This window comes from Leisingera sp. ANG-M1 (assembly GCF_000813745.1).
In the GTDB taxonomy this organism is placed as follows: domain Bacteria; phylum Pseudomonadota; class Alphaproteobacteria; order Rhodobacterales; family Rhodobacteraceae; genus Leisingera.
Window position 1 is genome coordinate 99,500 of record NZ_JWLC01000011.1, and the last position, 19,283, is coordinate 118,782.

17 protein-coding genes are annotated in these 19,283 nt (G+C 64.7%); 7 read left to right on the forward strand and 10 right to left on the reverse strand.

The annotated features are described in order from the left end of the window. The first annotated feature begins 4 nt into the window (after nucleotides 1-4). The 7 genes from RA19_RS10155 to RA19_RS25750 all read left to right on the forward strand — a co-directional run bounded on the left by RA19_RS10155 (nucleotide 5) and on the right by RA19_RS25750 (nucleotide 6,722). Nucleotides 5-1,141, forward strand: a complete 1,137-nt coding sequence (locus RA19_RS10155) for an ABC transporter ATP-binding protein (protein ID WP_052261742.1) — start codon at nucleotides 5-7, stop codon at nucleotides 1,139-1,141. Further along, on the forward strand, nucleotides 1,141-2,004 hold the full coding sequence (locus RA19_RS10160; protein WP_039162173.1) for a carbohydrate ABC transporter permease: 864 nt from the start codon (nucleotides 1,141-1,143) through the stop codon (nucleotides 2,002-2,004). The genes RA19_RS10155 and RA19_RS10160 overlap by 1 nt, the downstream gene beginning before the upstream one ends. A 12-nt stretch (nucleotides 2,005-2,016) precedes the next feature. Next, nucleotides 2,017-2,814, forward strand: a complete 798-nt coding sequence (locus tag RA19_RS10165; RefSeq protein WP_039162175.1) for a carbohydrate ABC transporter permease — start codon at nucleotides 2,017-2,019, stop codon at nucleotides 2,812-2,814. Next, a complete protein-coding gene (locus tag RA19_RS10170; RefSeq protein WP_039162176.1) occupies nucleotides 2,815-3,093 on the forward strand; it encodes a DUF2160 domain-containing protein in 279 nt (92 codons plus the stop codon). A 340-nt stretch (nucleotides 3,094-3,433) separates the two neighbouring features. Then, the gene (locus RA19_RS10175) at nucleotides 3,434-3,829 is read left to right on the forward strand and encodes a BlaI/MecI/CopY family transcriptional regulator (protein WP_039162177.1); all 396 of its coding nucleotides are present in this window, start codon (nucleotides 3,434-3,436) and stop codon (nucleotides 3,827-3,829) included. Beyond that, complete coding sequence (locus tag RA19_RS10180) at nucleotides 3,819-4,961, forward strand: M56 family metallopeptidase (RefSeq protein ID WP_039162178.1); 1,143 nt, start codon at nucleotides 3,819-3,821, stop codon at nucleotides 4,959-4,961. The genes RA19_RS10175 and RA19_RS10180 overlap by 11 nt, the downstream gene beginning before the upstream one ends. Before the next feature lie 390 nt (nucleotides 4,962-5,351). Continuing rightward, entirely contained in the window at nucleotides 5,352-6,722 is a 1,371-nt protein-coding gene (locus RA19_RS25750) for a heparin lyase I family protein (RefSeq protein WP_052261743.1), read from the forward strand. 42 nt (nucleotides 6,723-6,764) lie between these two features. Here RA19_RS25750 and RA19_RS10190 read toward each other — a convergent pair whose 3' ends face one another. The 10 genes from RA19_RS10190 to RA19_RS25760 form a co-directional block, all read right to left on the reverse strand. Next, nucleotides 6,765-7,865, reverse strand: a complete 1,101-nt coding sequence (locus RA19_RS10190) for a GNAT family N-acetyltransferase (RefSeq protein WP_082020509.1) — start codon at nucleotides 7,863-7,865, stop codon at nucleotides 6,765-6,767. Between the two features lie 10 nt (nucleotides 7,866-7,875). Further along, nucleotides 7,876-8,808, reverse strand: a complete 933-nt coding sequence (locus tag RA19_RS10195; RefSeq protein WP_039162180.1) for a sulfotransferase — start codon at nucleotides 8,806-8,808, stop codon at nucleotides 7,876-7,878. Then, nucleotides 8,805-9,905, reverse strand: coding sequence for a lipid II:glycine glycyltransferase FemX (locus RA19_RS10200; RefSeq protein ID WP_039162181.1), 1,101 nt, complete (start codon nucleotides 9,903-9,905; stop codon nucleotides 8,805-8,807). The genes RA19_RS10195 and RA19_RS10200 overlap by 4 nt, the downstream gene beginning before the upstream one ends. Beyond that, entirely contained in the window at nucleotides 9,902-11,080 is a 1,179-nt protein-coding gene (locus RA19_RS10205; protein ID WP_039162183.1) for a GNAT family N-acetyltransferase, read from the reverse strand. The genes RA19_RS10200 and RA19_RS10205 overlap by 4 nt, the downstream gene beginning before the upstream one ends. Continuing rightward, entirely contained in the window at nucleotides 11,073-12,236 is a 1,164-nt protein-coding gene (locus tag RA19_RS10210) for a glycosyltransferase (RefSeq protein ID WP_039162184.1), read from the reverse strand. The genes RA19_RS10205 and RA19_RS10210 overlap by 8 nt, the downstream gene beginning before the upstream one ends. After that, on the reverse strand, nucleotides 12,233-13,471 hold the full coding sequence (locus RA19_RS10215; protein ID WP_241479051.1) for a glycosyltransferase: 1,239 nt from the start codon (nucleotides 13,469-13,471) through the stop codon (nucleotides 12,233-12,235). The genes RA19_RS10210 and RA19_RS10215 overlap by 4 nt, the downstream gene beginning before the upstream one ends. After that, nucleotides 13,458-14,906 (reverse strand): O-antigen ligase family protein, encoded by a 1,449-nt coding sequence (locus tag RA19_RS10220; RefSeq protein ID WP_039162187.1) that lies wholly within the window; start codon nucleotides 14,904-14,906, stop codon nucleotides 13,458-13,460. The genes RA19_RS10215 and RA19_RS10220 overlap by 14 nt, the downstream gene beginning before the upstream one ends. Then, nucleotides 14,903-16,204, reverse strand: coding sequence for a polysaccharide deacetylase family protein (locus RA19_RS25755; RefSeq protein WP_052261744.1), 1,302 nt, complete (start codon nucleotides 16,202-16,204; stop codon nucleotides 14,903-14,905). The genes RA19_RS10220 and RA19_RS25755 overlap by 4 nt, the downstream gene beginning before the upstream one ends. Nucleotides 16,205-16,221: 17 nt before the next feature. After that, nucleotides 16,222-17,667, reverse strand: coding sequence for a hypothetical protein (locus RA19_RS10230; RefSeq protein WP_193748253.1), 1,446 nt, complete (start codon nucleotides 17,665-17,667; stop codon nucleotides 16,222-16,224). 112 nt (nucleotides 17,668-17,779) lie between these two features. After that, entirely contained in the window at nucleotides 17,780-18,835 is a 1,056-nt protein-coding gene (locus RA19_RS25760) for a sugar transferase (RefSeq protein WP_052261745.1), read from the reverse strand. Nucleotides 18,836-19,283 lie beyond the last annotated feature (448 nt).

The window sequence follows — 19,283 nt, forward strand, 5'->3', positions numbered from 1 at the left end:
ATCAATGGCTAAAATAACTCTCTCCAAACTACGCCACAGCTATCTTTCAACGCCGAAGTCCGCCTCGGACTACGCGTTGAAGGAAATCGACCTCGACTGGACCGACGGCGGCGCCTATGCACTGCTCGGTCCCTCCGGCTGCGGCAAATCCACCTTGCTCAACATCATCTCGGGGCTGCTGATCCCCTCCGAAGGCCGGATCCTGTTTGACGGCCGGGACGTGACCGCCCTGCCCCCGGACCAGCGCAACATCGCCCAGGTGTTCCAGTTCCCGGTGATCTACGACACCATGACGGTCTACGACAATCTGGCCTTCCCGCTGAGGAACCGCGGCCGGGACGAGGCCACCGTGCGCGAGCGGGTGATGGCGATTGCCGAAATGCTCGAAGTCACAGAGATGCTGGACCAGAAGGCGGCGGGCCTGTCGCCTGACAACAAGCAGAAGATCTCCATGGGCCGCGGCCTGGTGCGCGAGGACGTCAACGTGGTGATGTTCGATGAACCGCTCACCGTGATCGACCCGCATTTGAAGTGGAAGCTGCGGAGCAAGCTGAAGGAGCTGCACCAGCGGGTGAAGGCGACGATGATCTACGTCACCCATGACCAGACCGAAGCACTGACATTCGCCGATCAGGTGGTGGTGATGCAGCTGGGCGAAGTGGTGCAGATCGGCACGCCAGTTGAACTGTTCGAACGCCCCGCCCACACCTTTGTCGGCCATTTCATCGGCTCCCCCGGTATGAACATCCTGCCTTGCGAGCTGCAGCACGGCGCCGCGGTCTTTGCAGGCCAGGCCATTCCGCTGGAAGGCCCCATTCAAGGCACCGCCGAAGGCCATACAGAAATCGGCGTTCGTCCCGAGTTTGTCTCGCTGTCGGATCAGGGCCTGCCCGCCACGGTCACCAAAGTCTCTGACGTGGGCCGCCACATAGTGGTGGAATGCGAGGCCGGCGGCTGCCGCATCAATGCAGTTGCCGAAGGCGCTGCGCCTGAAAAAGGCGCGGCCGTGCATCTCGGCTTCCGCCAGGACATGACCCGGCTTTACGTGGACGGCTGGCTGGCGACAGTCCCTGCCACGGCAAACCATCCCGAAAACCTCCGCCAGGCGGACCCTCAGAGTCAAGCACAGGGAGCGGCCTGATGAAAACCGAAAACCAGAAAGCCTGGCTGTTTGTGCTGCCGGTGCTGGCGCTGGTCGCCTTCAACGCGCTCATTCCGATGATGACGGTGGTCAATTACTCGGTGCAGGAGACCTTTGGCGATAACGTGTTCTTCTGGCAGGGGCTGGACTGGTTCCAGCAGATCCTGCGCTCCGACCGCTTCCATGCCGCGCTTGGACGCCAGTTCCTGTTCACCTTCCTGATCCTGATCATCGAAGTGCCTTTGGGCATCGCCATTGCGCTGTCGATGCCGCGCAAGGGGCCCTGGGTGCCGGTCTGCCTGGTCACCATGGCGCTGCCGATGCTGATCCCCTGGAATGTGGTCGGCGCCATGTGGAACATCTTCACCCTGCCCGACATCGGGCTGCTGGGGTATTTCCTGAACCACGTGCTGGGCATCTCCTATGACATGACCCAGGACCCGGTTGCGGCTTGGGTGACCATTGTCACCATGGACGTCTGGCACTGGACCTCGCTGGTGGTGCTGCTGGCCTATGCCGGCCTGGTGTCGATCCCCGACGCCTATTACCAGGCGGCCAAGATCGACGGCGCCTCCAACTGGGCGGTATTCCGGTTCATCCAGCTGCCGAAGATGAAAACGGTGCTGACCATCGCCATCCTGCTTCGCTTCATGGACAGCTTCAACATCTACACTGAGCCCTTCGTGCTCACCGGCGGCGGCCCCGGCAACTCGACGACGCTACTGTCGATCGACCTGGTGAAAATCGCGCTTGGCCAGTTCGACCTCGGCCCCGCCGCCGCCATGTCGCTCATCTATTTCGCAATCACACTCCTGGTCTCCTGGCTGTTCTACACGCTGATGACCAAGGACGACCTGAACTAAGGGAGGGATCACGTGCAGAAACGATCTATTGTCCCCGTCGTCTATATCCTGTTCCTGATGCTGCCGATCTACTGGCTGGTGGCGATGAGCTTCAAGACGACCAATGAAATCCTCGCGGGCTTCTCGCTGTTTCCGCAGACCTTCACGCTGGACAACTACAAGACCATCTTCACCGATCCCAGCTGGTACTGGGGCTACATCAACTCGATCCTCTATGTGTCGATCAACACCGTGGTCTCGGTGGCGGTGGCGCTGCCCGCGGCCTATGCCTTCAGCCGCTACCGCTTCCTCGGCGACAAGCAGCTGTTCTTCTGGCTCTTGACCAACCGGATGGCGCCGGCTGCGGTCTTCGCCCTGCCGTTCTTCCAGCTCTACTCGGCGGTGGAGCTGTTCGACACCCACCTCGCCGTGGCGCTGGCCCACTGCCTGTTCAACATCCCCCTTGCGGTCTGGATCCTCGAAGGCTTCATGGGCGGCGTGCCCAAGGAGCTGGATGAAACCGCCTTTGTCGACGGCTACTCCTTCCCGCGCTTCTTTGCGACGATCTTTGTGCCGTCGATCAAGGCAGGCGTCGGCGTCGCCGCCTTCTTCTGCTTCATGTTCTCCTGGGTCGAGCTTTTGCTGGCCAAGACCCTGACCGCCGTCGCCGCCAAACCGATTGCCGCCACCATGACCAAGACCGCCTCCAGCGCGGGCTATGAATTGGGTCTGTTGGCAGCGGCCGGCACTTTGACCATCATTCCGGGCGCCATCGTGATCTGGTTTGTCCGCAACTACATCGCGAAGGGCTTCGCGATGGGGAGGGTTTAAATGTTTTCATGGATGGCCTGGACTTGGCCCACTGCCCTGCTCTTCATCGGTATCTTCAGCGCCATCGGCGTGCTGATCCTGGCCGAGATCCGCACCCCCGGCGGCAACGCCCGCAAAGGCGCGCTTGGCCTCACCACCACCCGCGGCGACCGTTTGTTCATCAGCCTGCTGGGCACCGCCTATATCTTCCTGGCCTGGCTCGGCCTCGTCGGCATGCCTCTCTGGTGGCCTTTGGGCCTGTCACTCGCCTGGGCTGTCTTCTGTTTCTGGAAGGTCTGACGCCTGCGGGCCCATCTTTGGCGCTGACCCTGCGGGTCAAGGAGGCCGCAGGCCCCGCGCAGCGGCTTGTCCTTGACGCGCAAGAAAAACACACAATCGAGATAGGCCTTGAAGGCAAACCTGCCCTTCAAGGCCTTCTCAGCAGAATATCAGACTTACCCCAAAGCACCTGCCTCAGGGCGGCATAGCACCTCCCGTCTTGCTGAACAGACTCGCGCGGAAGCGCGCATTTTGGCAACAGCAGCCTCGCTGCCGCTTGTCTCTTAAAAAAATAGTTTTCACATAGGCCCCCATCCCCTAGCATGGCCTGAAACCTGAAACGGACCGGACCGCCGACCTCATGCGCAAGAAACAGGACAATTCCCTGCTGACCGAAGTGGAGCTGGAATTCATGACCGTGGTCTGGGACCTCGGCGGCGGCACCGTGCGCGATATCCTGGCCGAGCTGAACAAGGCTCAGGAACGTGCCTATACCTCGGTGGCCACGGTTCTCAAGATCATGGAGCAGAAGGGCTTCCTCACCAGCGAGCGCAAAGACCGCTCCCTGGTTTACCGCCCCGCCGTTCCCAAGGCAGAGTATCAGAAAACATCTCTGAAAAACCTTTCGAGCAAGCTTTTCAACGGCGCACCCGCCGCCCTGGTGGCGCGGCTGGTCGATGATGAGGATGTGACCGACGAGATGCTCGAGGAGATGCGGGCGCTCTTGGAGGAAAGGCTGGGGGACAATGCCAACTGATGTTCTGCTGAATGCCTATATCGATCTGAATATCCTGCTCTTGGCAGGTGCCACCTTGTGGATCGGGGCGCGCAAGCTGCTGGCCCGCAGCAAACTTGGCCGCGCCTACCAGCCGCAGCTGCGGCTGCTCAATGGGATGACAGTGCTTTTGGCCCTCTGCCCGGCACTGATCCTCGCCTTTACCCATTTTGTTGCCGCTCATCCGCCGAACTTCTCCGACCTGCTGGTCTCGCAGTACCTGCAGGGCAATGTCCGAATGAGTGCGGGGGAATTCGAAGCCCTGCTTGGCCTGCGCGAGGACGCGGTGCGGGACCTCACCACCCTGCAGCCGCTTTGGGCGCAGGTCCTTGCCGCTGGATTTGCTGCAGGCGCCGCGGCCTGCTGCCTGCATGTGGCGGTCTCCGTTTTCCGGCTGCGCCAGAACCTGGCAACCGCTTTCACCTGGAAACGGATTGGCCGGGTTCAGTTGATGGTTTCCGACACCATCCGTGTCGCCTATTCCACCCGCGGGCTGTTCCGCCGCTATGTGGTGCTGCCTGCCGCCCTTCTGAATGATCCGCGCGACCTGCGCCTGACCGTGGCCCATGAATTGCAGCACTTCCGCCAGCGCGACATCGAATGCGAGTTCCTGCTGGAGATGCTGCGCCCTCTCCTGTTCTGGAACCCCGCTTTTTACCTGTGGCGCCGCGAAGTGCGGCTGCTGCGCGAGTTTGCCTGCGATCAGGCGCTGATGGCGCGGCCGCAGTTCGATGTGCGGGCCTATTGCGAATGCCTGATCCGCGCCTGCGCCCATGCGGCGCGCGGGCCCGCCCTGTTCATGCGCCGCAGCCCCGCGGTGGCACTGGTCGACCGCCGTGAGACCCGCCGCGGCGCCGCACTGCAGCGGCGCATCCTGGCCGTGACCGCACCGCAGCCGGGCGCGCAGAACCCGCTGGGCTGGACATTGGTCGCCACCGGCATGGCCGGGCTGGTGCTGTCCATGGCGATGCTGCTGCAGCGGCCTGGCGACTGGAGCCATGACCGCATCATGCTGTCGACCATCGTCAACCTGGAACGGATGGCCAGCCGCAACAGCGCCTCAGAGCTGGCCGTGAGCGCCCTGAGCGGCGGCTTTACAGTCCCCAGCCAATAACCCGGCCCTGCATCCGCAGCTGCGATTCCCGCGCGCTTCTTCCGCCCGAAACACTGAGTCGGGAACAGTAGAAGCTTCTTTTCCTGTTTTGTTCCCACCCTCTGCAGGGGGGCGTTTTGCAGCAGGCCGGAAACCGCCGAGCCAGTACGCACGTAAAAGCAGTGCGCAACACGCCGCAACTCAACCCTGACCGCCAGAAACCTGACGCTAATTGGCTTCAACTCCTGGTTTGCGGGGAATTTTCAGCAAGTTTTCACCAACTCTGCCTGTGCCGCTTGGCGGGTTCCCGCTGTGGCGCCGGAACCGCCCGCTTCGGCGGCTTCCAATCTGATAGCCCTCAAGGCCACAAGAAGCGCAACAGTGCAATGTGCAAAGTATGAGGTAACAGGCATGTACCAGACGGACTACAAACGCATCGACGCAGAGACCATCATCCAGCTGCAGGACGGCCGGATCGACATCTCCGACGACGGCAACGTCACCCTGATGCGGGCGGGTTCCGCGGGCTCCAAGGTTGGCAAATCGACCTACAGCACCGCCATCGACTCCACCGACAATTCCGGCCTGATCACGGCCGAGTTCGATTTCATGATCCCCGACGGGATGCCTACCAGCCACATCTACCTGGCCGACATCGAAAGCGCCTCCGCCAGCAGCGGCTACAACCCCGGCGTCCGTATCCAGGTCCGTGACGGCATCATCCGCGTCGAGCGCGGCAAGATCGGCATCAAGGAACTTTGGCCGGCCGACATGGAGGAACTGGAGACCGGCCGCTGGTATTCGCTGAAAGTGGAACTGCGCCCGGGCCGCGGCGACGACGGCGAAGTCCGGCTGTATCTGGACGGCGAGAAGGTTGTTGACGAGAATGGCCAGACCGTCGACACCACTTCGTCGAACTCCTGGATCGACCGCGTTCAGGTTGGCCTGACCGCCAACGTCAACGACTATGACGCCGCCCTGGCCGTGCGCAACATCGAAATCAGCACTGACGAGCCGGGCACTGCCAACGACAGCTTTTACCGCGTGGATCCAATGGACTCGCTGCAGTTTGCCGAGGAGATCTACCGCACCGGCACCGAGGCCAACCCGGTTTACGTCAACGAGATCAACCCGAACCAGCCGCCGGCCAACCCGGACCCGATCGAGCCCGAGCCGGTTGATCCCGCCCCGGTCGACCCTGCTCCGGTGGATCCCGAGCCGGTGGATCCCACTCCGCCTGCGGGTGAGACCGAATACAATGACATCGCTGGCACCCGTCAGGCGGATGTTCTGAGCGGCACGTCCCAAAACGACGCCATCCAGGGCTATAAGGGCAGCGACGTGCTGCGCGGCCTGAACGGCAACGACATTGTCCGCGGCGGCGGCGGCCACGATACCGTCTATGGCGGTGCCGGCGACGACAAAGTCTATGGAGGCAACCGCGGCGACGAGCTTTTTGGCCGGTCCGGCGACGACAAGCTTTGGGGCGGCAACGGCAATGACAATCTGGACGGCGGCTCCGGCAATGACACTCTGAAGGGCGGCAAGGGCAACGACACCTTTGTGTTCGGCGCCGGCAGCGGCGATGATGTGGTGCTTGATTTCACCGTTGGCGACGACAAGGTGTTCATGGACTTCGACGCGAACGAGCTGAACTCGGTGCGGGTTCAGCAGCAGAGCGGCGAAGAAGGCGGTGTGCTGATCTCCTACGGCGACGACTCGCTGCTGCTGCAAGGGGTCAACTACAACGAACTGTCGTCCAGCGACTTCATCCTGGCCTGATCCCTACGCCTGTCAGGCTGCAGAAAATGCCCCGTCCGCGGTTCAGGTCCGCGGGCGGGGTTTTGCCGTGCGCAGCACCTGCCGGATGCCCTTCAGCCGCTCTGCCATTGCCAGGCGCAGCCGTGGCACGGCCCCCTTGCGGCAAATCGAGAGAGAAGCTGTTTCACGGGTGCCGGTTGCCAATTGGTTCAGATGACCGCGAGTTGCCCACAGATCATAGACGCAGTTCCCCCTCTCCAGAGCATTCTGCACCGCCATGAAGACCAGGGCCGCCCCGGCGCCAAGCCGTAAATGCTCCGGCCGGTAGGCGGTAAAATAACCGTGGTGGTGGCCGGTTTCGTCAGCAAGCTCAATGGTGAACGCCAGCGGCCTGCCCTCCCTGCTGGCGAACCAGACTCCCAAGGTTCCGTCCCGGGCCGTGCCCAGCACCTGCTCCTCATAAAGCCGCATGCCGATGTGCTGCATGCGGGAATCAAACTTCCAGCTATGCTTCAGCACGTCCCGCATCATTGGCAGGCAAGCCTCGTAATCGTCCTGATGCGTGAACAGGTCGATCCGGCAGCTTTCCCGCACGTGGCGTTCCTTCCGCTTCCAATTGCGCCGGTGGCGGCCCTTCAGATGCGCCAGGTACTCGGCATTGTCCTTGAAGCCTTCAACCATCATGTAGCTTAGTCCGGGAGGGCGGCTTATCTGGCAGCCCTGCCGCCGGAACACCCGGCCCAGGCAGTGTCCCAGCCGGTTGTGATCCGGCAAGTTGGCAAAGGTCAGATCAAGCCACCGCCTCCGCTCAAGCGCTTGGGCCAGCAGCACGCAGGCTTCTGTTTCCTCTTCCGAGGGCGACAAGAGCAAGTCAAAGGCCGGGGAAGAGCCGAACACCGGAAACCCGCCTCTGCGTGCCAGCAACGCTTTGCGGTCGCGCCGGAAGAACAGCGGCAGGAAACCTTTCAGGTCCGTGCCGCGGAACAGGCACAGGCAGGCGGGCAGCTGGCCGCTTGCGACAGCGGCCCGCATCCAGGGCAGAAAGAACCCGGGCCGGTCGAACACGCCGGCACCGCAGGATTTGGCAAGCAGCTCCAATTGCCGGTGCAGCCCGTCCAGCTTTGCAGGGCTTTCGATTATCTCCAGTCTCAACGCGGGTTTCATCTGCGGTTTCTCACTCCTGCTGGTTCAACTGGCGCCGGACGCCGGCCGGCGCCGCGCCTTCTGCCCAGACCCACTGCGGAAAGGCGCGCGGGCGGCGGCGGGACAAATGGCGCTGCAGCATTTCCAACACCGCCTGCGGTACCGCCTCGGCCAGTCTTTCTGCGGCCCGGGCCAGCGGCACATCGGCCCGGGCCAGGGCCCGCCGCCGCTGGCCCGGGCTCGCGAAGCTGGAATTCGCGGCGAATTGCGGCGGCTGCAACCGGCCCGGTTTCAGGCCGATCTCTGCGAGCAGCGGTGCAAGCGCTGTGCCCGGTGCCGTGCGCAGAGTTTCGAAACTTGTCAGAAACACCCGGTGGCGGCCCAGGATCCCGGGCAGGCAGCGCATGTAGCGGCGGTGGAAGACATTTGAGGCACAGGCCCGGGCAATCAGTGCCGCCCGGCGCGGATAAGCCGGCGGCTGCCGCCCGTAGGACCACAGCCGGGAGCGCAGGAAGCCTGGTGTTTCGCGCATAACGCAGAGAAAACGCGCCTCAGGCAGGCTGGCGGCGATTTCAGCGGCCAGCAAAGTGTGATGCGGTGATTTTTCGACCCAGGCAGACGCCCCCCGTCGCCAGGCCAGTTCCTCCATCACCCGGCTGAACAGCTCCGCCGGGCTGACGCTGGCCTCGGCTGCAGCTTGCCCCCAGCCTGCTGCAAGGCCGCTCAGCCGGTAGTACTCGCTGGCCAGAAAGCCGCGGGCGGCAGCCGCGCGGCGGCCCGCGGCGGGCCAGGGCTCCATGGACCTGGCAAAATGCGAGAAGAAGACGCTCTCATGCACGCCCTGGTGCTGTTTCGCGGTCACCGCGGCGATGCCCGGCTGAGCAGCCAGAAGATTGGCCGCCAGCGTGGTGCCGCTGCGCTGCAGGCCCAGCACAAACACCGGGATCGCCCGTTGCCCGCTCATTGGTGCCTCCAGGCTGCGCGCAGGCCGCGGACTTGCTGCCGCAAGCCGAATAGCAGCGCATGATCCGGCTGGCGCAGCGGCAGCACATGGGCGGGCACCAGCGGTGTCACATCCGGGTTGAAGGCCGATTTGAACTGATCCCGATTGCGGGCGGCGGTATCCGCAACACCGGAAACGGACGGCACGCCAGCCATATCGTAGGCGGCAAAACCCTGCGCCTGGGCCAGCTTCAGCGCTTCCCAGATCAGCGGGTAACCTGCCGCTGCTGCTGCCTTGTCTCCCTCGGCCCGGGCCAGAACCAGCCAGAACGCCCGGTCGCCGTCACTGATCATCACATGGCCGCCGATCAGGCGGTCCTGCTGCCAGGCCAGCAGAAAGGCGCCGCGCTCCCGGGTCATCGCCCATTGCCGTTCCACTGGCGGCACCGAGTCCAGCCCCAGCCCGCGGGCCTGAAAGAAGCTCTGCATCAAGGCGCCAAAGGCCTGCGCCTGCGCCTCCGTTTGCGCCGGGCGTACATCCAGCCCAGCCTTGGCCGCCTTGCGGATCTGCCGCCGGCAACGCTGTTTCAGGCGCCCCATCAGATCCTCGGGGCGGCCGCTGAGATCCACCAGCGCGGTGGCCGCATGCAAAGATTGCGCGGGCGCCGGCAGTTCGATAGCCCCGGCCTGGCGCAGGATCCGGGCAACCTTCGCCACTTCTCCGGCGCCGCTCCAGCGCGGATTCAGCTGCATCGAGCAGCAGCCCATCTGGCGCAGCCGGGCCGCGAACCCGGGCAGGATACGGGCCAAATCCTCAGGCGAGCGTGTCACCGGGCCGCGGCGGAAGCTGGCCAGGTAGCGGCCAGGAACCAGCCTCGACAGCCGGGCCAGACCAAATCCGGCCAGCTGGCCGTGCCGTTCCAGCGCGCTCAGCATCACATAGCGGTGGCGCGCCGACGGCGGGCAGCGGCGGGTGAACTCGGGGCATTGCAGCCAGCTGGCCGGCGGGCAGGCCGCCAGAAATTCCTGCAGCCGCCGCTTTGCCTTGGGCGTCAGGCTGCGCTCCATCCGGACACGCAGGCCCGAGGAATTGCAATGCAGCCTGTGCAGCATGGTCATGCCTCCCCGCCTCCGGCCCCAAGCACATCGGCGCGGCGCAGCTTCCGGCGTCCCGGCAGGCTGCGGCCGCCGGAAGCCTTGTGCAGGACCGCCGTTGCCTTCAGCAGCCAATGGGCGAAGCTGCCCCGCGGCACCGCCCGCAGGCGGCGCACCTGATATGCACTCGTGGCGAAATCTTTGAGAAAATGCGTCCAGCGCATCAGTTCGATCCGCTCCTGCGTCCCTTTCGCAACCAGCGTCTGCAAGCCGCCGCAAACAGTCAGCCGCCCCGGTGACAGCGTGGCAAAGGCTTCGTCGAAATCGGAAAACAGGCAGTACCAGGTGCTGTCCTGGCGCAAGGCAAAGAATGAAGCGATATCCTGCGCGCGGCATTGCAGCATCACAATGCAGGCGTCGCCGCGGGCGGAATAACGTGCCCAAAGGCCCTCAAGGAACGGCCCGGCTCCGGGCAAAGCCGCCAGACCGGTGCCTGTCCGCTGCTTCCAGGACCGGCGTGCCAGTGCAAGCATGCGGCGCGGTGCGTCTTCCTGGCTGGAGCTGTCCAGCACGGACAGCCCGGCACCGGCGTGCTCCGCCCGGCTGCGGCCCCGGCGCAGCTTCCTGCGGAAGGACGTGCTGCGGGTTTCGAGATAGCCGTCCCAGCAGCTGACATTCTCGGCAATGGCGCAGCCCAAAGTCCTGTCCTGCCACAGGCGGAAGCCCTCCATCCGCAGGCTGCGGGTGATAAAGGCGTCTCGGGTGCAGATGCGGAAGATTTCCAGCTCCAACCCTGCCTGCGGCGCCGCCGCCGCAACAGCCTTCAAAAGCGCCCGCAGGGTGTCCCGGCTGGTGGCCAGGAATTCGAAGAATCCTGTGTAGTTGCAGGTCCATCCGGCCAAAACCCGCGGGCAGTAGAAGGGCAGCAGCTTGCTGATCCGTCTGCGGACCAGGCACATTGGCGCCGCCGCCACCATGTCGGCACCTTGCCAGATGGTGACAAACCGCAATTCCCCTGGCACGCCGAACCCCGCGTGCTGCGCAGCCAGCCAATCGAAAGAAGAATAGAGCCGGCCGCGGCAGCGTCTGTGCATGCTCCGCCATTCGGCTTCGAGCCCGGCGACAGCCTCCCAGCTGCTCAGCACCCGGGACTCCAGCGCGGTGCCTGACGCGCCGCAGATGGCCGCACAGTCATTCATCCGCCATCCTCCGTGCCGGGGACCAGCGCACGCTGCGCACCCCGGCCATTGCCCGCAGAATGCCAATTCCCATTGCGGCATGGCCGATCACAAAAAAGCGGCAGAGCCCGGATCCCGGCAGCCGCGCCAAAGGCGCCAGCAGCAAGGAGCCCGCGCCGATGCTGTAGACCAGCACTTGCGCCAGCAGCACTGCGGTATAGATGCCGCCCTGTTCTGCGGCTGCCGCCAGGCTGAGCAGCAAAAGCACCGGCAGCAAAAAAGCCACCAGCCGCCGCAGCCCTTTGTGGCACAGCAGCTGCAGCGCATAGAGCCCGTGGCGGCCGGGGTTCATCAGCTGCCGCATCCGCATCAGGCCGCGCCAGCCGCGTTCGGTGGAGCGCACCCGGCGCATGAATTCGTCGCCCGTGCGGCTGGTGACCGCCTCTTGAGCCACCGCGCGCGGCTCGAACACCAGGCGGCAGTGATGCGCCGGCGCCTGCACCGAGATGTAGAAATCATCCGCCACATCGCCGGGCACCCGGTCCGGAACCAGCTGCCGCCGCATCGCGTACAGCGTGCCCTGCGCCGAAACCGCGCCGCCGAGACGGTTTTCAGCCGCCTTGAGGCCCGAGTCATAGGCCCAGAACATACGCTCTGCCCGCGCAAGCCAGCCGCCGCGGCCCTTGCGCTGCTGCGGCTGCAGCCGCCCGCACACGCCCCCGGTATCCTCGACGGCAAACGGCGCCAGAAGATACCGCAAAGCGCCCGGCGCCAGCATGCTGTTGGCGTCCGAAAAAATCACCGTGTCCGCCTCGATCCGCGCCAGCCCGGCTGTCAGCGCCTGCGCCTTGCCACCGTGCTCCGGTGTCTGGAAGGCGCGGATGCGCGGGCTGTTCAGCGACAGCGCCTGCTCCAGCGTTGCGTCCTCGGACCCGTCCGAGACCACCAGCACGTCGACCCAATGCGGGCCGCAGTCCTGCGCCAGGATGGTTTCCAGCTTGGCGCGGATGGCCGCTTCCTCGTTGCGGGCAGCAATCAGCACCGTTGCCCGCACCGGCTGCTCGGGCGGCAGCGGCGCCCGGCGCCCGGCAACAGCGGCCAGCAGGCACCACAGCAGCCCGTATCCGGCCAGCGAAAACAGGATCAGCCCGGCGCATATCCAGAACAACAGGATCATTCCGCCGCCCTCCCCATCGCCGCAGCCGAGTGAGCGCGGAACAGGTTGAACTGCCGCTGCGCATTGACCGACAGCGAGAACTCCTGCTCGACCAGCGCCCGCCCCTGCCGGGCAATGGCATAAGCGCCGCCCGGGTCCGCATGCACCCCCTCCAGCGCATAGAGCAGCTCGGCCACCGAGCCCGGCTCGATCAGGAAACCAGTCTGGCCGGGGCGGATCAGCTCGGGGATGCCCGACACATTTGTCGAGATAACCGGCCGCTGAAACGCCAGGCCCTCAATAGCCACATTGGGAATGCCTTCCGTGCGCCCGGACGGGCCGATCACCGAGGGCGCCGCAATCACATTGGCGCTTTCGTAAAGCTTGCTGACCGCGGCAAAATCCTGCTTGCCCAGGAAGGACACCCGGCCGCCCAGGCCCAGATCGGCTGCCAGGCCCTCCAGCGTTTCGCGTTCGGGCCCGTCGCCTGCCAGCGAGCAGCGCCAGTCCGGGATCTCCAAAGCCGCCAGCGCCCGCAAGAGCAGATCAACGCCTTTGCGCACCTGCAGGGAACCCACATAGACCACATGGAACGGGCCTTTCTGCGGCGGCGGACCCAGCTGCGGGATGGCCTCCACATCGACGCTGGAGTGGATCACCTGGATTTCTTCAGAACGCAGGCCGCGGACGTGATTGGCCAGGAACTCCCGGCCGTAGTTGCTGATGGTGCGCACAAAGGACGCCTCACCCAGCTTTTCGGCCAAGAGGCGCTGGGTGCGGAAAATGTCATGCGCCCGGCAGCTCACCGAATAGGGGATGCCGGTGAGCCGGTGGATCACCCAGGCCGCGGTGGCCGGGTGGCCGGCAAATTCCGCATGCACGTGATCGGCACCCCAGGCCGCCAATTCGCGGGCGATGGCGCTGGCCGCAACCGAGACCACCGCGGACTTGCCTGCCAGCACCGGCTTGCCGCCCTGCTGCGCGCCGATCAATGCCAAAGGCCCGGCCATCCTGCCGAGGCGGGCACCGAAACTGGCCAGGGTGCGCGGGCTGACCAGCCCGACATGACGCGCAATGGCGCGGGTCGGCTTGGCGAAGTCATGCAGCACTTCCCCGGTGTTGTAGGGCGACAAGTGGTACAGCCTCACTTCGGCGCCGAACTCGAGAAACTTCATCACATCCCGCAGGATGAAGGTTTCGGTGAATTTCGGATATTCTGTGACGATGACCGCCAGCCGCATGTCAGATCCCCCCATCCCCGCTGCCCGCTTGGCCCAGTCCCTTTGGGCCTGTGTCCGCTGTGCCAGCGCCGGTGCCGGAGCCTTTCCCAAGGCTGAGATGCCGTGCCGCCACGCACAGCGCGGGCAGGATCCACATAAATTTAGTGTCCTCGTTAGGCATGAACAGCGACGCGATCAAAAAAGCGCCAAAGCCGTAGGCCAGCGCCCTGGCAAAGACCGACAGCCCGGCAACCTCTGCGCGGGCGGCCTGGACTGCGGCTTTCATGGCGCTGAACATCACACCCAGAAACAATGCCAGGCCGATCAGTCCCAGCTCGGCGGCAACCTCCAGATAGCTGTTGTGCAGCTGCCGCGGCGCCGGCTCGCGGCCCGGGTACCAGCGGAATTCATCACCGGCATAGAAATTCGGGTAATTGCCGGGGCCAACGCCGAACACCGGGTTTTCCCACAGCAGCTGGAGCCCGATCAGATTGTAGGAAAACCGCCGCAGCAGCGTCCGGTCCGACCCCTGTTCGAACATCGTGCCCATCCGCTCCCAGTAGACTTCGGGCACGAAGGGCAGCGCGGCCGCAGCGGCGGCGGCCAGACCGAAGAGCATCAGCGGGAACAGGCGGTGCTGGCGGTGCTGCCACATGTAGATCAGCGCAGTCAGCATCAGAGCAATTGCCGCCGAGCGCGCCAGGGTCAGCACCAGCCCGGCCATGCCAATCAGCACCACGGCGCCGCTGAACCAGCGCAGAGATTTATGCTCAAAGAACAAAACGGCGGCAACCACCACCGTGCACAGCAGCATATGCGCCGCTGTCGTCGGGTTGTAATTGGAGGCGCCGGCGCTGCGGGCCTGGCCCTCGAATTGGGCGGTCGTAGCCGCGGCTTCGGTCGCAACCAGCCGGACGCCAAGGACGCTTTCAGCCAGCACAAACAAGCCCGAGACCAGCCCGGTGCCAACCAGGATCCAGACCAGGCAGCGCAGCCGGCGCGGCGTGTCGGCCAGCGCCACGATCAGGAAGAACAGCACGATGACACTGGCAAAGCCGATCACGTGATCCTTGCCCGCGCCTGGATACTTGCAGGTGAGGAAGGAGATCCCCAGCCAGATCAGGAACAGCAGCACCAGCGATTTGGTCCGGCTGGGAGGGCCCAGCCGCAAACGCCGCGGCTTGCGGTAGCTTTTCAGCATCATGCCGCCGACAGCTGCCACTGAGAGCAGTTTGAAGGCCGAAAGCGGCAGCGCCTTGGACAGGATGCTGGCAAGCGCATCGAGATGCGAGAAGGCGACCAGCAGCAGCAGCGCTGCAAACGGGTTGAGGGTGACCAGACCTCCGGCTGCCAGTCCCGGCACCAGCACGGCCCCCATCTTCGGCGAGACCGAAGAAAAGGCAATCAGCATCAGCGCCAGAAAGCCAAGAACACCGGCCAGGAGCAGATATCCGGCCAGCCGCAAAATCATGCCACCCGCGCCCCCTGGCGCTGCTGCGCCTGCTGCCGGCGCGGCTTCAGGCGTTTGCAAATGGCCTTGCACAGGCCGGCAGCAAGGATCAGGAGGTACCAGTAGTAATTGCCCTGGAAGCAGCGCACGGTGGCGCGGAAGTGCCAGGAGTCTATCCGGGCGCTTTGGAAACCGGCGGCGTTTTCGCCGGCGTGCACCCGGCTCACCACCGCCGGGTCCTCGCCCGCGCGGTTGCTGCCCGGCCCGGCTGTTGTGGCTAAATAGCCTTCCTCGGCGGCAATACTGCGGGCCAGGGCCGAGGTCCGGTTCTGCGGCCAGCAGAACAAGGCCGGCGCCTTGCCCAGACGGGCCTTGAACTCGGTCCGGCAGCGGGCGAGTTCGGCGCGGACGCGGGTGCTGTACTCCGCTTCGGTTTCGTAGCGGCCGCCAGCATAGGCCGGTGCGGCCAGGGCGGCCTCGCTTTCCGGGATGCTTGTCCCCGCAGGCACAGCAGGCGGGTGTTCCGCCAGGTACCAATCATGCTTGCTGCCGCGCATCGCGGCCCATTGCATCCAGGCGTGACGCTTCCAGTTCTCGCGCGTCAGCCGCCCGGCCGAGCGCGGGCCGGCCGCCACCCGGATGTGGTCCACGCCATGCGGCTGCACGTCAAAGACCTTTTCTGCGCCGGCCTGGTCCAATGCCCGGATCTCGCCCCAGCTGAGGTAGCCGTCCCAGCGCGAGGGTCGGCTGGTGTCGTCCAGGCTTTGCGGGGCGGGACGCTCGGGCGCGGCGAATTCCAGTGACACAAACAGCGTAGCGCGCATGCCATGGCGGCGCAGGATTGGTGCTGCCGCCACCCAGTTATCCAGGTAGCCATCGTCGAAATGCAGCAGCACGGTGCCTTCAGGCACCGGCTGGCAGGCGCAGCGGCGGCGGATGAATTCGGCGGTGTCCATCACCTGGCAGCCCATCTGCCGCAGCAGCGTCAGCTGGCGGTCCAGGGTTGCCGGGCGCACCGAAGTCTCGGCGGCCCAGGGCAGCCAGGAGGCATCCTCGCTGACGCTGTGCCATGTCAGGCAGGGCACCCCGCCAGGCCGCCGCATCCAGCCGTCGGCAATCCACAGCCAGCCTGCCAGAGCCGGAAGCACGCACCAGCCGGGTGCGACCGCCGCCGGCACCGCGTACCATTCCGCCAGCCCCCAAAACAGCATAATAACCGCCAGCCCCGCCGCCCACAGCATCAGCGCCCAGCGCCGCTCCGCCTTGCGTCCGCGCAGGCCCGGCCGGCTGGCGGCAAACGATGTGTAGTGCTGCTGCACGCCCCGCTCCCCTCCTGTCAGCCTTTCAGAAATACGCCAAAAATATTCTCCACGCCCTGCGCGTGCAGCCGGGCAGCAGTGCCCTGCAGCGTCTCTTCGGACACGGTGCCGGGGCGGATGCCGATCACCACCCAGTTGAAGCCTTCCGCCTTGGTCATGGAAAAGCTCTCATCCGAGCCGCCGAGGTCGGCCACCTTGACACCGTTGGTCGGCACAGGGCCGCGGCGCCCGGCCAGCGGACGGCTGAGCGGAATGACCGGGCGGTTGCCTGGCACCGCCTGCAGCCCGGTGGCGGCAGCTTGCTCCTGCGCCTGCCCGGCGGCCTCGGCTGCCGCGTCCTGCAAGCGCCGGACATTGACCCGCTGCCAGCCTTTCAGGCGCCGCAAGGCAACTTCGACCACCGCGGTGAGGCGACGGCTTTCCTCGTCACTGCCGACAACGGTCACCGCGCCCTGGCAGGGCATGGCATTGCATTGCAGGTTCATTGTCTTGGCCATCTCAGCCAGCTTGGCCCGTTTGGGCCGCCGCAGCGGCATCGTGCCCAGCGTCCGCGGCCCAAACAGCCTTTGCAGATCGCTTTCCGTCTTTATGGTGCTGGAAAAGGTATCGGCGCTGATCACCAGGAAGGCCGAGGCCATGATCCAGCCGGCAATTGCAAAAACTGTAAAGACGATCACTTTCGGAAAGCTGGGATAAACCGGCTCCACCGCCGGATCGATCACCCGCAGCATGGCAAAGTTGTTGGCCCGCGCCAGCCGGAGTGTGTTGATCTGGTCCTCAAGCTCGGTGAAATTCCCATCCCCCTTGGCGATTTCCTGGCGCAACACGGCCTCAAGCCGGAGCGAGGCGGCATCCGCCTGGGCGCGCAGATGGGCGACATATTCCTCGGCCAGCAGATTGGCTGCCAGCGCCGCCACCTCCGGCCGGTCCCAGGTCACCTTGATCTCCATGATATAGGTGCCTTCGATCATCTCGACGCCAATGGCATCCTGCAGCGTCAGAACCGCATCTGTGAGCGGGTCCCGGATCACGTGCTTGCCGGAATTCAGCGTGTTGTAGATGCGCCGGAAGTTGCGCCGGAAGCTGGTGAAATACTGGGCGACCTGATCTTTCAGCCCAGGCGCCTCAGATGGCCCAGCCGGGTCGGCCGGCGGCTGGCTGGGCGGCAGTTCTCGACTCAGCCGGTCCACTGTTTTTGCAGCAATTTCCCGGCTTAGCAGGTATTCCACATGGGTCTGGGTCAGCAGGTTTGCCGGATTGATGGTAGTCGAGCGCACAAAGGTCTGGCTGTAGGCGAGCTCGGTCTGGGTCGGCAGCAGCGAGACTTTGGCCGCGCTGGTGTAAAGCGGCGAAACAAACAAGAAAAAGGTGCTGAGCGCGGCGGTGCCGCCGACCAGGACCAGGAAGGTGAAGGCGATAAGCCCGCGGTAGTAGATCAGCAACTGCCGGTAATGCGCTGTCATGGCCGGGCCCTCCCCAAGTTGCGGCCCTGCCCGCCCGGCGGCGTTTGACATGCGGGGCTTTGCCTTGCTGGATCACTGCGGGCGGCTGCCCCCCGCTGCCGCCCGCGCCAGGTCATGAGGAAATCACCGAAGACTGCAGCAGGTACCTCTCGATGAAATGCCTCGCGGCCATGGAGGTTGTGGAATAGGTGGCAAAATTGGCAAAGCCGCTCTGGCCGATGCCGACCGGTTCGCTGTGCTCGATTTTGGCCCGCACTTTCAGGCGGCAGACCCGGCCCGATTTGCGCTTGCGGGTCAGCATCACGAAATGCTCGCCCTGCGGAAACGGGCGGGTCGAGACAAACTGCAGCACTTCGTCCGAAATGCCGCAGATTGCGCCGACATGGGTGCTGTTGCCCTCGTCAAGCTCCACCCGGCTGTCGGGCGGGCAATTGAAACCGGTGCGCAGCCACCTGTGCTCGGCCAATGGCCGGAACTGGCCCGCCAGACCGGAGACGGCAAGCCGGATGGATTTGCTGAGCACGCAGATCCCGACATAGGCGAGGAAGCCGAAGGCAGCGCCATAGCGGATCGGAGTGCGGCAGCACATCCGGTTGAAACGGGCGCGCAAGGCCTTGGGTGTTTCATGGGTCATCAGCGCCTGGGCAAAGCCGACCAGCCCGGGACGGATGCGGAACCGCTCTTCGTAGCCGGGCACTTCCTTGCGGTAGAGGTCCTCGATTTCCGGCCGGATCGGGCGCGGTCCGAAAAACACCATGTCGCCGCGCAGGATATTGAAAAGCTGCGGCAGCTCGTCGAGGCGCGAGCGGCGCAGGTAGATGCCGATACGGGTTTCCGTCATTGAGCGGCGCGGCAAAGTCTGGTCGCGGGTCACAGTGCCGGCCTTGAAGCTGAGCGTGCGGAACTTGAGAATGTTGAACTCCTTGCGGTCTTTGCCGAGGCGCCGGCCGGCATAGAACACCGGGCCACGCACCAGCATCTTTTGCAGCAGGACGATCAGCAGCAGCAGCGGGCTGACCAGCGGCAGCAGGAGCAAAGCCAGGCCGCGGTTGACGCAGGCATCCAGCCAGGGGTTCGCCGGGGCATAGCCGGTGCGCAGTTCGGCGCCGCTCAGCAGCCCTCTGGGTGCAGCCGCAACGGGCCTGGTTTTGAAAGGCCCGCCCTGCATCCGGCCGCCCGGCCTGCGGCTGCGCCCGGATGTGTCTGTCGGCCTGTCCCCTGATCTGACTGGCCCGGCTGGCATTGATTGTTCGCCATTGATTGATTTCGCGCCGCCAGCCCCCCCGGCCGAACCGCGCACAATAACCCGGTTCATTGCATCCCCCTGTACAATTCCCAGTATTTTCGGTAATTTCACGCAATTAGCTGCGCCGCGCGATTAATTCGGCGCGGTGCGGCTTGCGCAATCCCCCACCCTCAATGGAACGAAACGGGGTGATTCGTGTCAATTGGCCAAGCGGCATACGCCAAAGGACTTACCCCCACACAAGGTATTGAAATATAACAAAACAAAAAGTTTTCCCTCGGAAGGTCCGCCGCATCTCCTGCCCCGACGGGCAAAAAGAATTATTTTAATGGCCAAGCCCTTGAAGGGCGCTAATTTGAATCGCTGGTAC

Bases quoted from the DNA above. Each gene is read 5' to 3' on its own strand.
- RA19_RS25760 (WP_052261745.1), bottom strand. From the start codon at position 18,835: ATGCAGGGCGGGCCTTTCAAAACCAGGCCCGTTGCGGCTGCACCCAGA.
- RA19_RS10180 (WP_039162178.1), top strand. From the start codon at position 3,819: ATGCCAACTGATGTTCTGCTGAATGCCTATATCGATCTGAATATCCTG.
- RA19_RS10200 (WP_039162181.1), bottom strand. From the start codon at position 9,905: ATGACCATGCTGCACAGGCTGCATTGCAATTCCTCGGGCCTGCGTGTC.
- RA19_RS10215 (WP_241479051.1), bottom strand. From the start codon at position 13,471: ATGGGGGGATCTGACATGCGGCTGGCGGTCATCGTCACAGAATATCCG.
- RA19_RS25750 (WP_052261743.1), top strand. From the start codon at position 5,352: ATGTACCAGACGGACTACAAACGCATCGACGCAGAGACCATCATCCAG.
- RA19_RS10175 (WP_039162177.1), top strand. From the start codon at position 3,434: ATGCGCAAGAAACAGGACAATTCCCTGCTGACCGAAGTGGAGCTGGAA.
- RA19_RS10220 (WP_039162187.1), bottom strand. From the start codon at position 14,906: ATGATTTTGCGGCTGGCCGGATATCTGCTCCTGGCCGGTGTTCTTGGC.
- RA19_RS10170 (WP_039162176.1), top strand. From the start codon at position 2,815: ATGTTTTCATGGATGGCCTGGACTTGGCCCACTGCCCTGCTCTTCATC.
- RA19_RS10195 (WP_039162180.1), bottom strand. From the start codon at position 8,808: ATGAGCGGGCAACGGGCGATCCCGGTGTTTGTGCTGGGCCTGCAGCGC.
- RA19_RS10155 (WP_052261742.1), top strand. From the start codon at position 5: ATGGCTAAAATAACTCTCTCCAAACTACGCCACAGCTATCTTTCAACG.
- RA19_RS10160 (WP_039162173.1), top strand. From the start codon at position 1,141: ATGAAAACCGAAAACCAGAAAGCCTGGCTGTTTGTGCTGCCGGTGCTG.
- RA19_RS10205 (WP_039162183.1), bottom strand. From the start codon at position 11,080: ATGAATGACTGTGCGGCCATCTGCGGCGCGTCAGGCACCGCGCTGGAG.
- RA19_RS10190 (WP_082020509.1), bottom strand. From the start codon at position 7,865: ATGAAACCCGCGTTGAGACTGGAGATAATCGAAAGCCCTGCAAAGCTG.
- RA19_RS10210 (WP_039162184.1), bottom strand. From the start codon at position 12,236: ATGATCCTGTTGTTCTGGATATGCGCCGGGCTGATCCTGTTTTCGCTG.
- RA19_RS10230 (WP_193748253.1), bottom strand. From the start codon at position 17,667: ATGACAGCGCATTACCGGCAGTTGCTGATCTACTACCGCGGGCTTATC.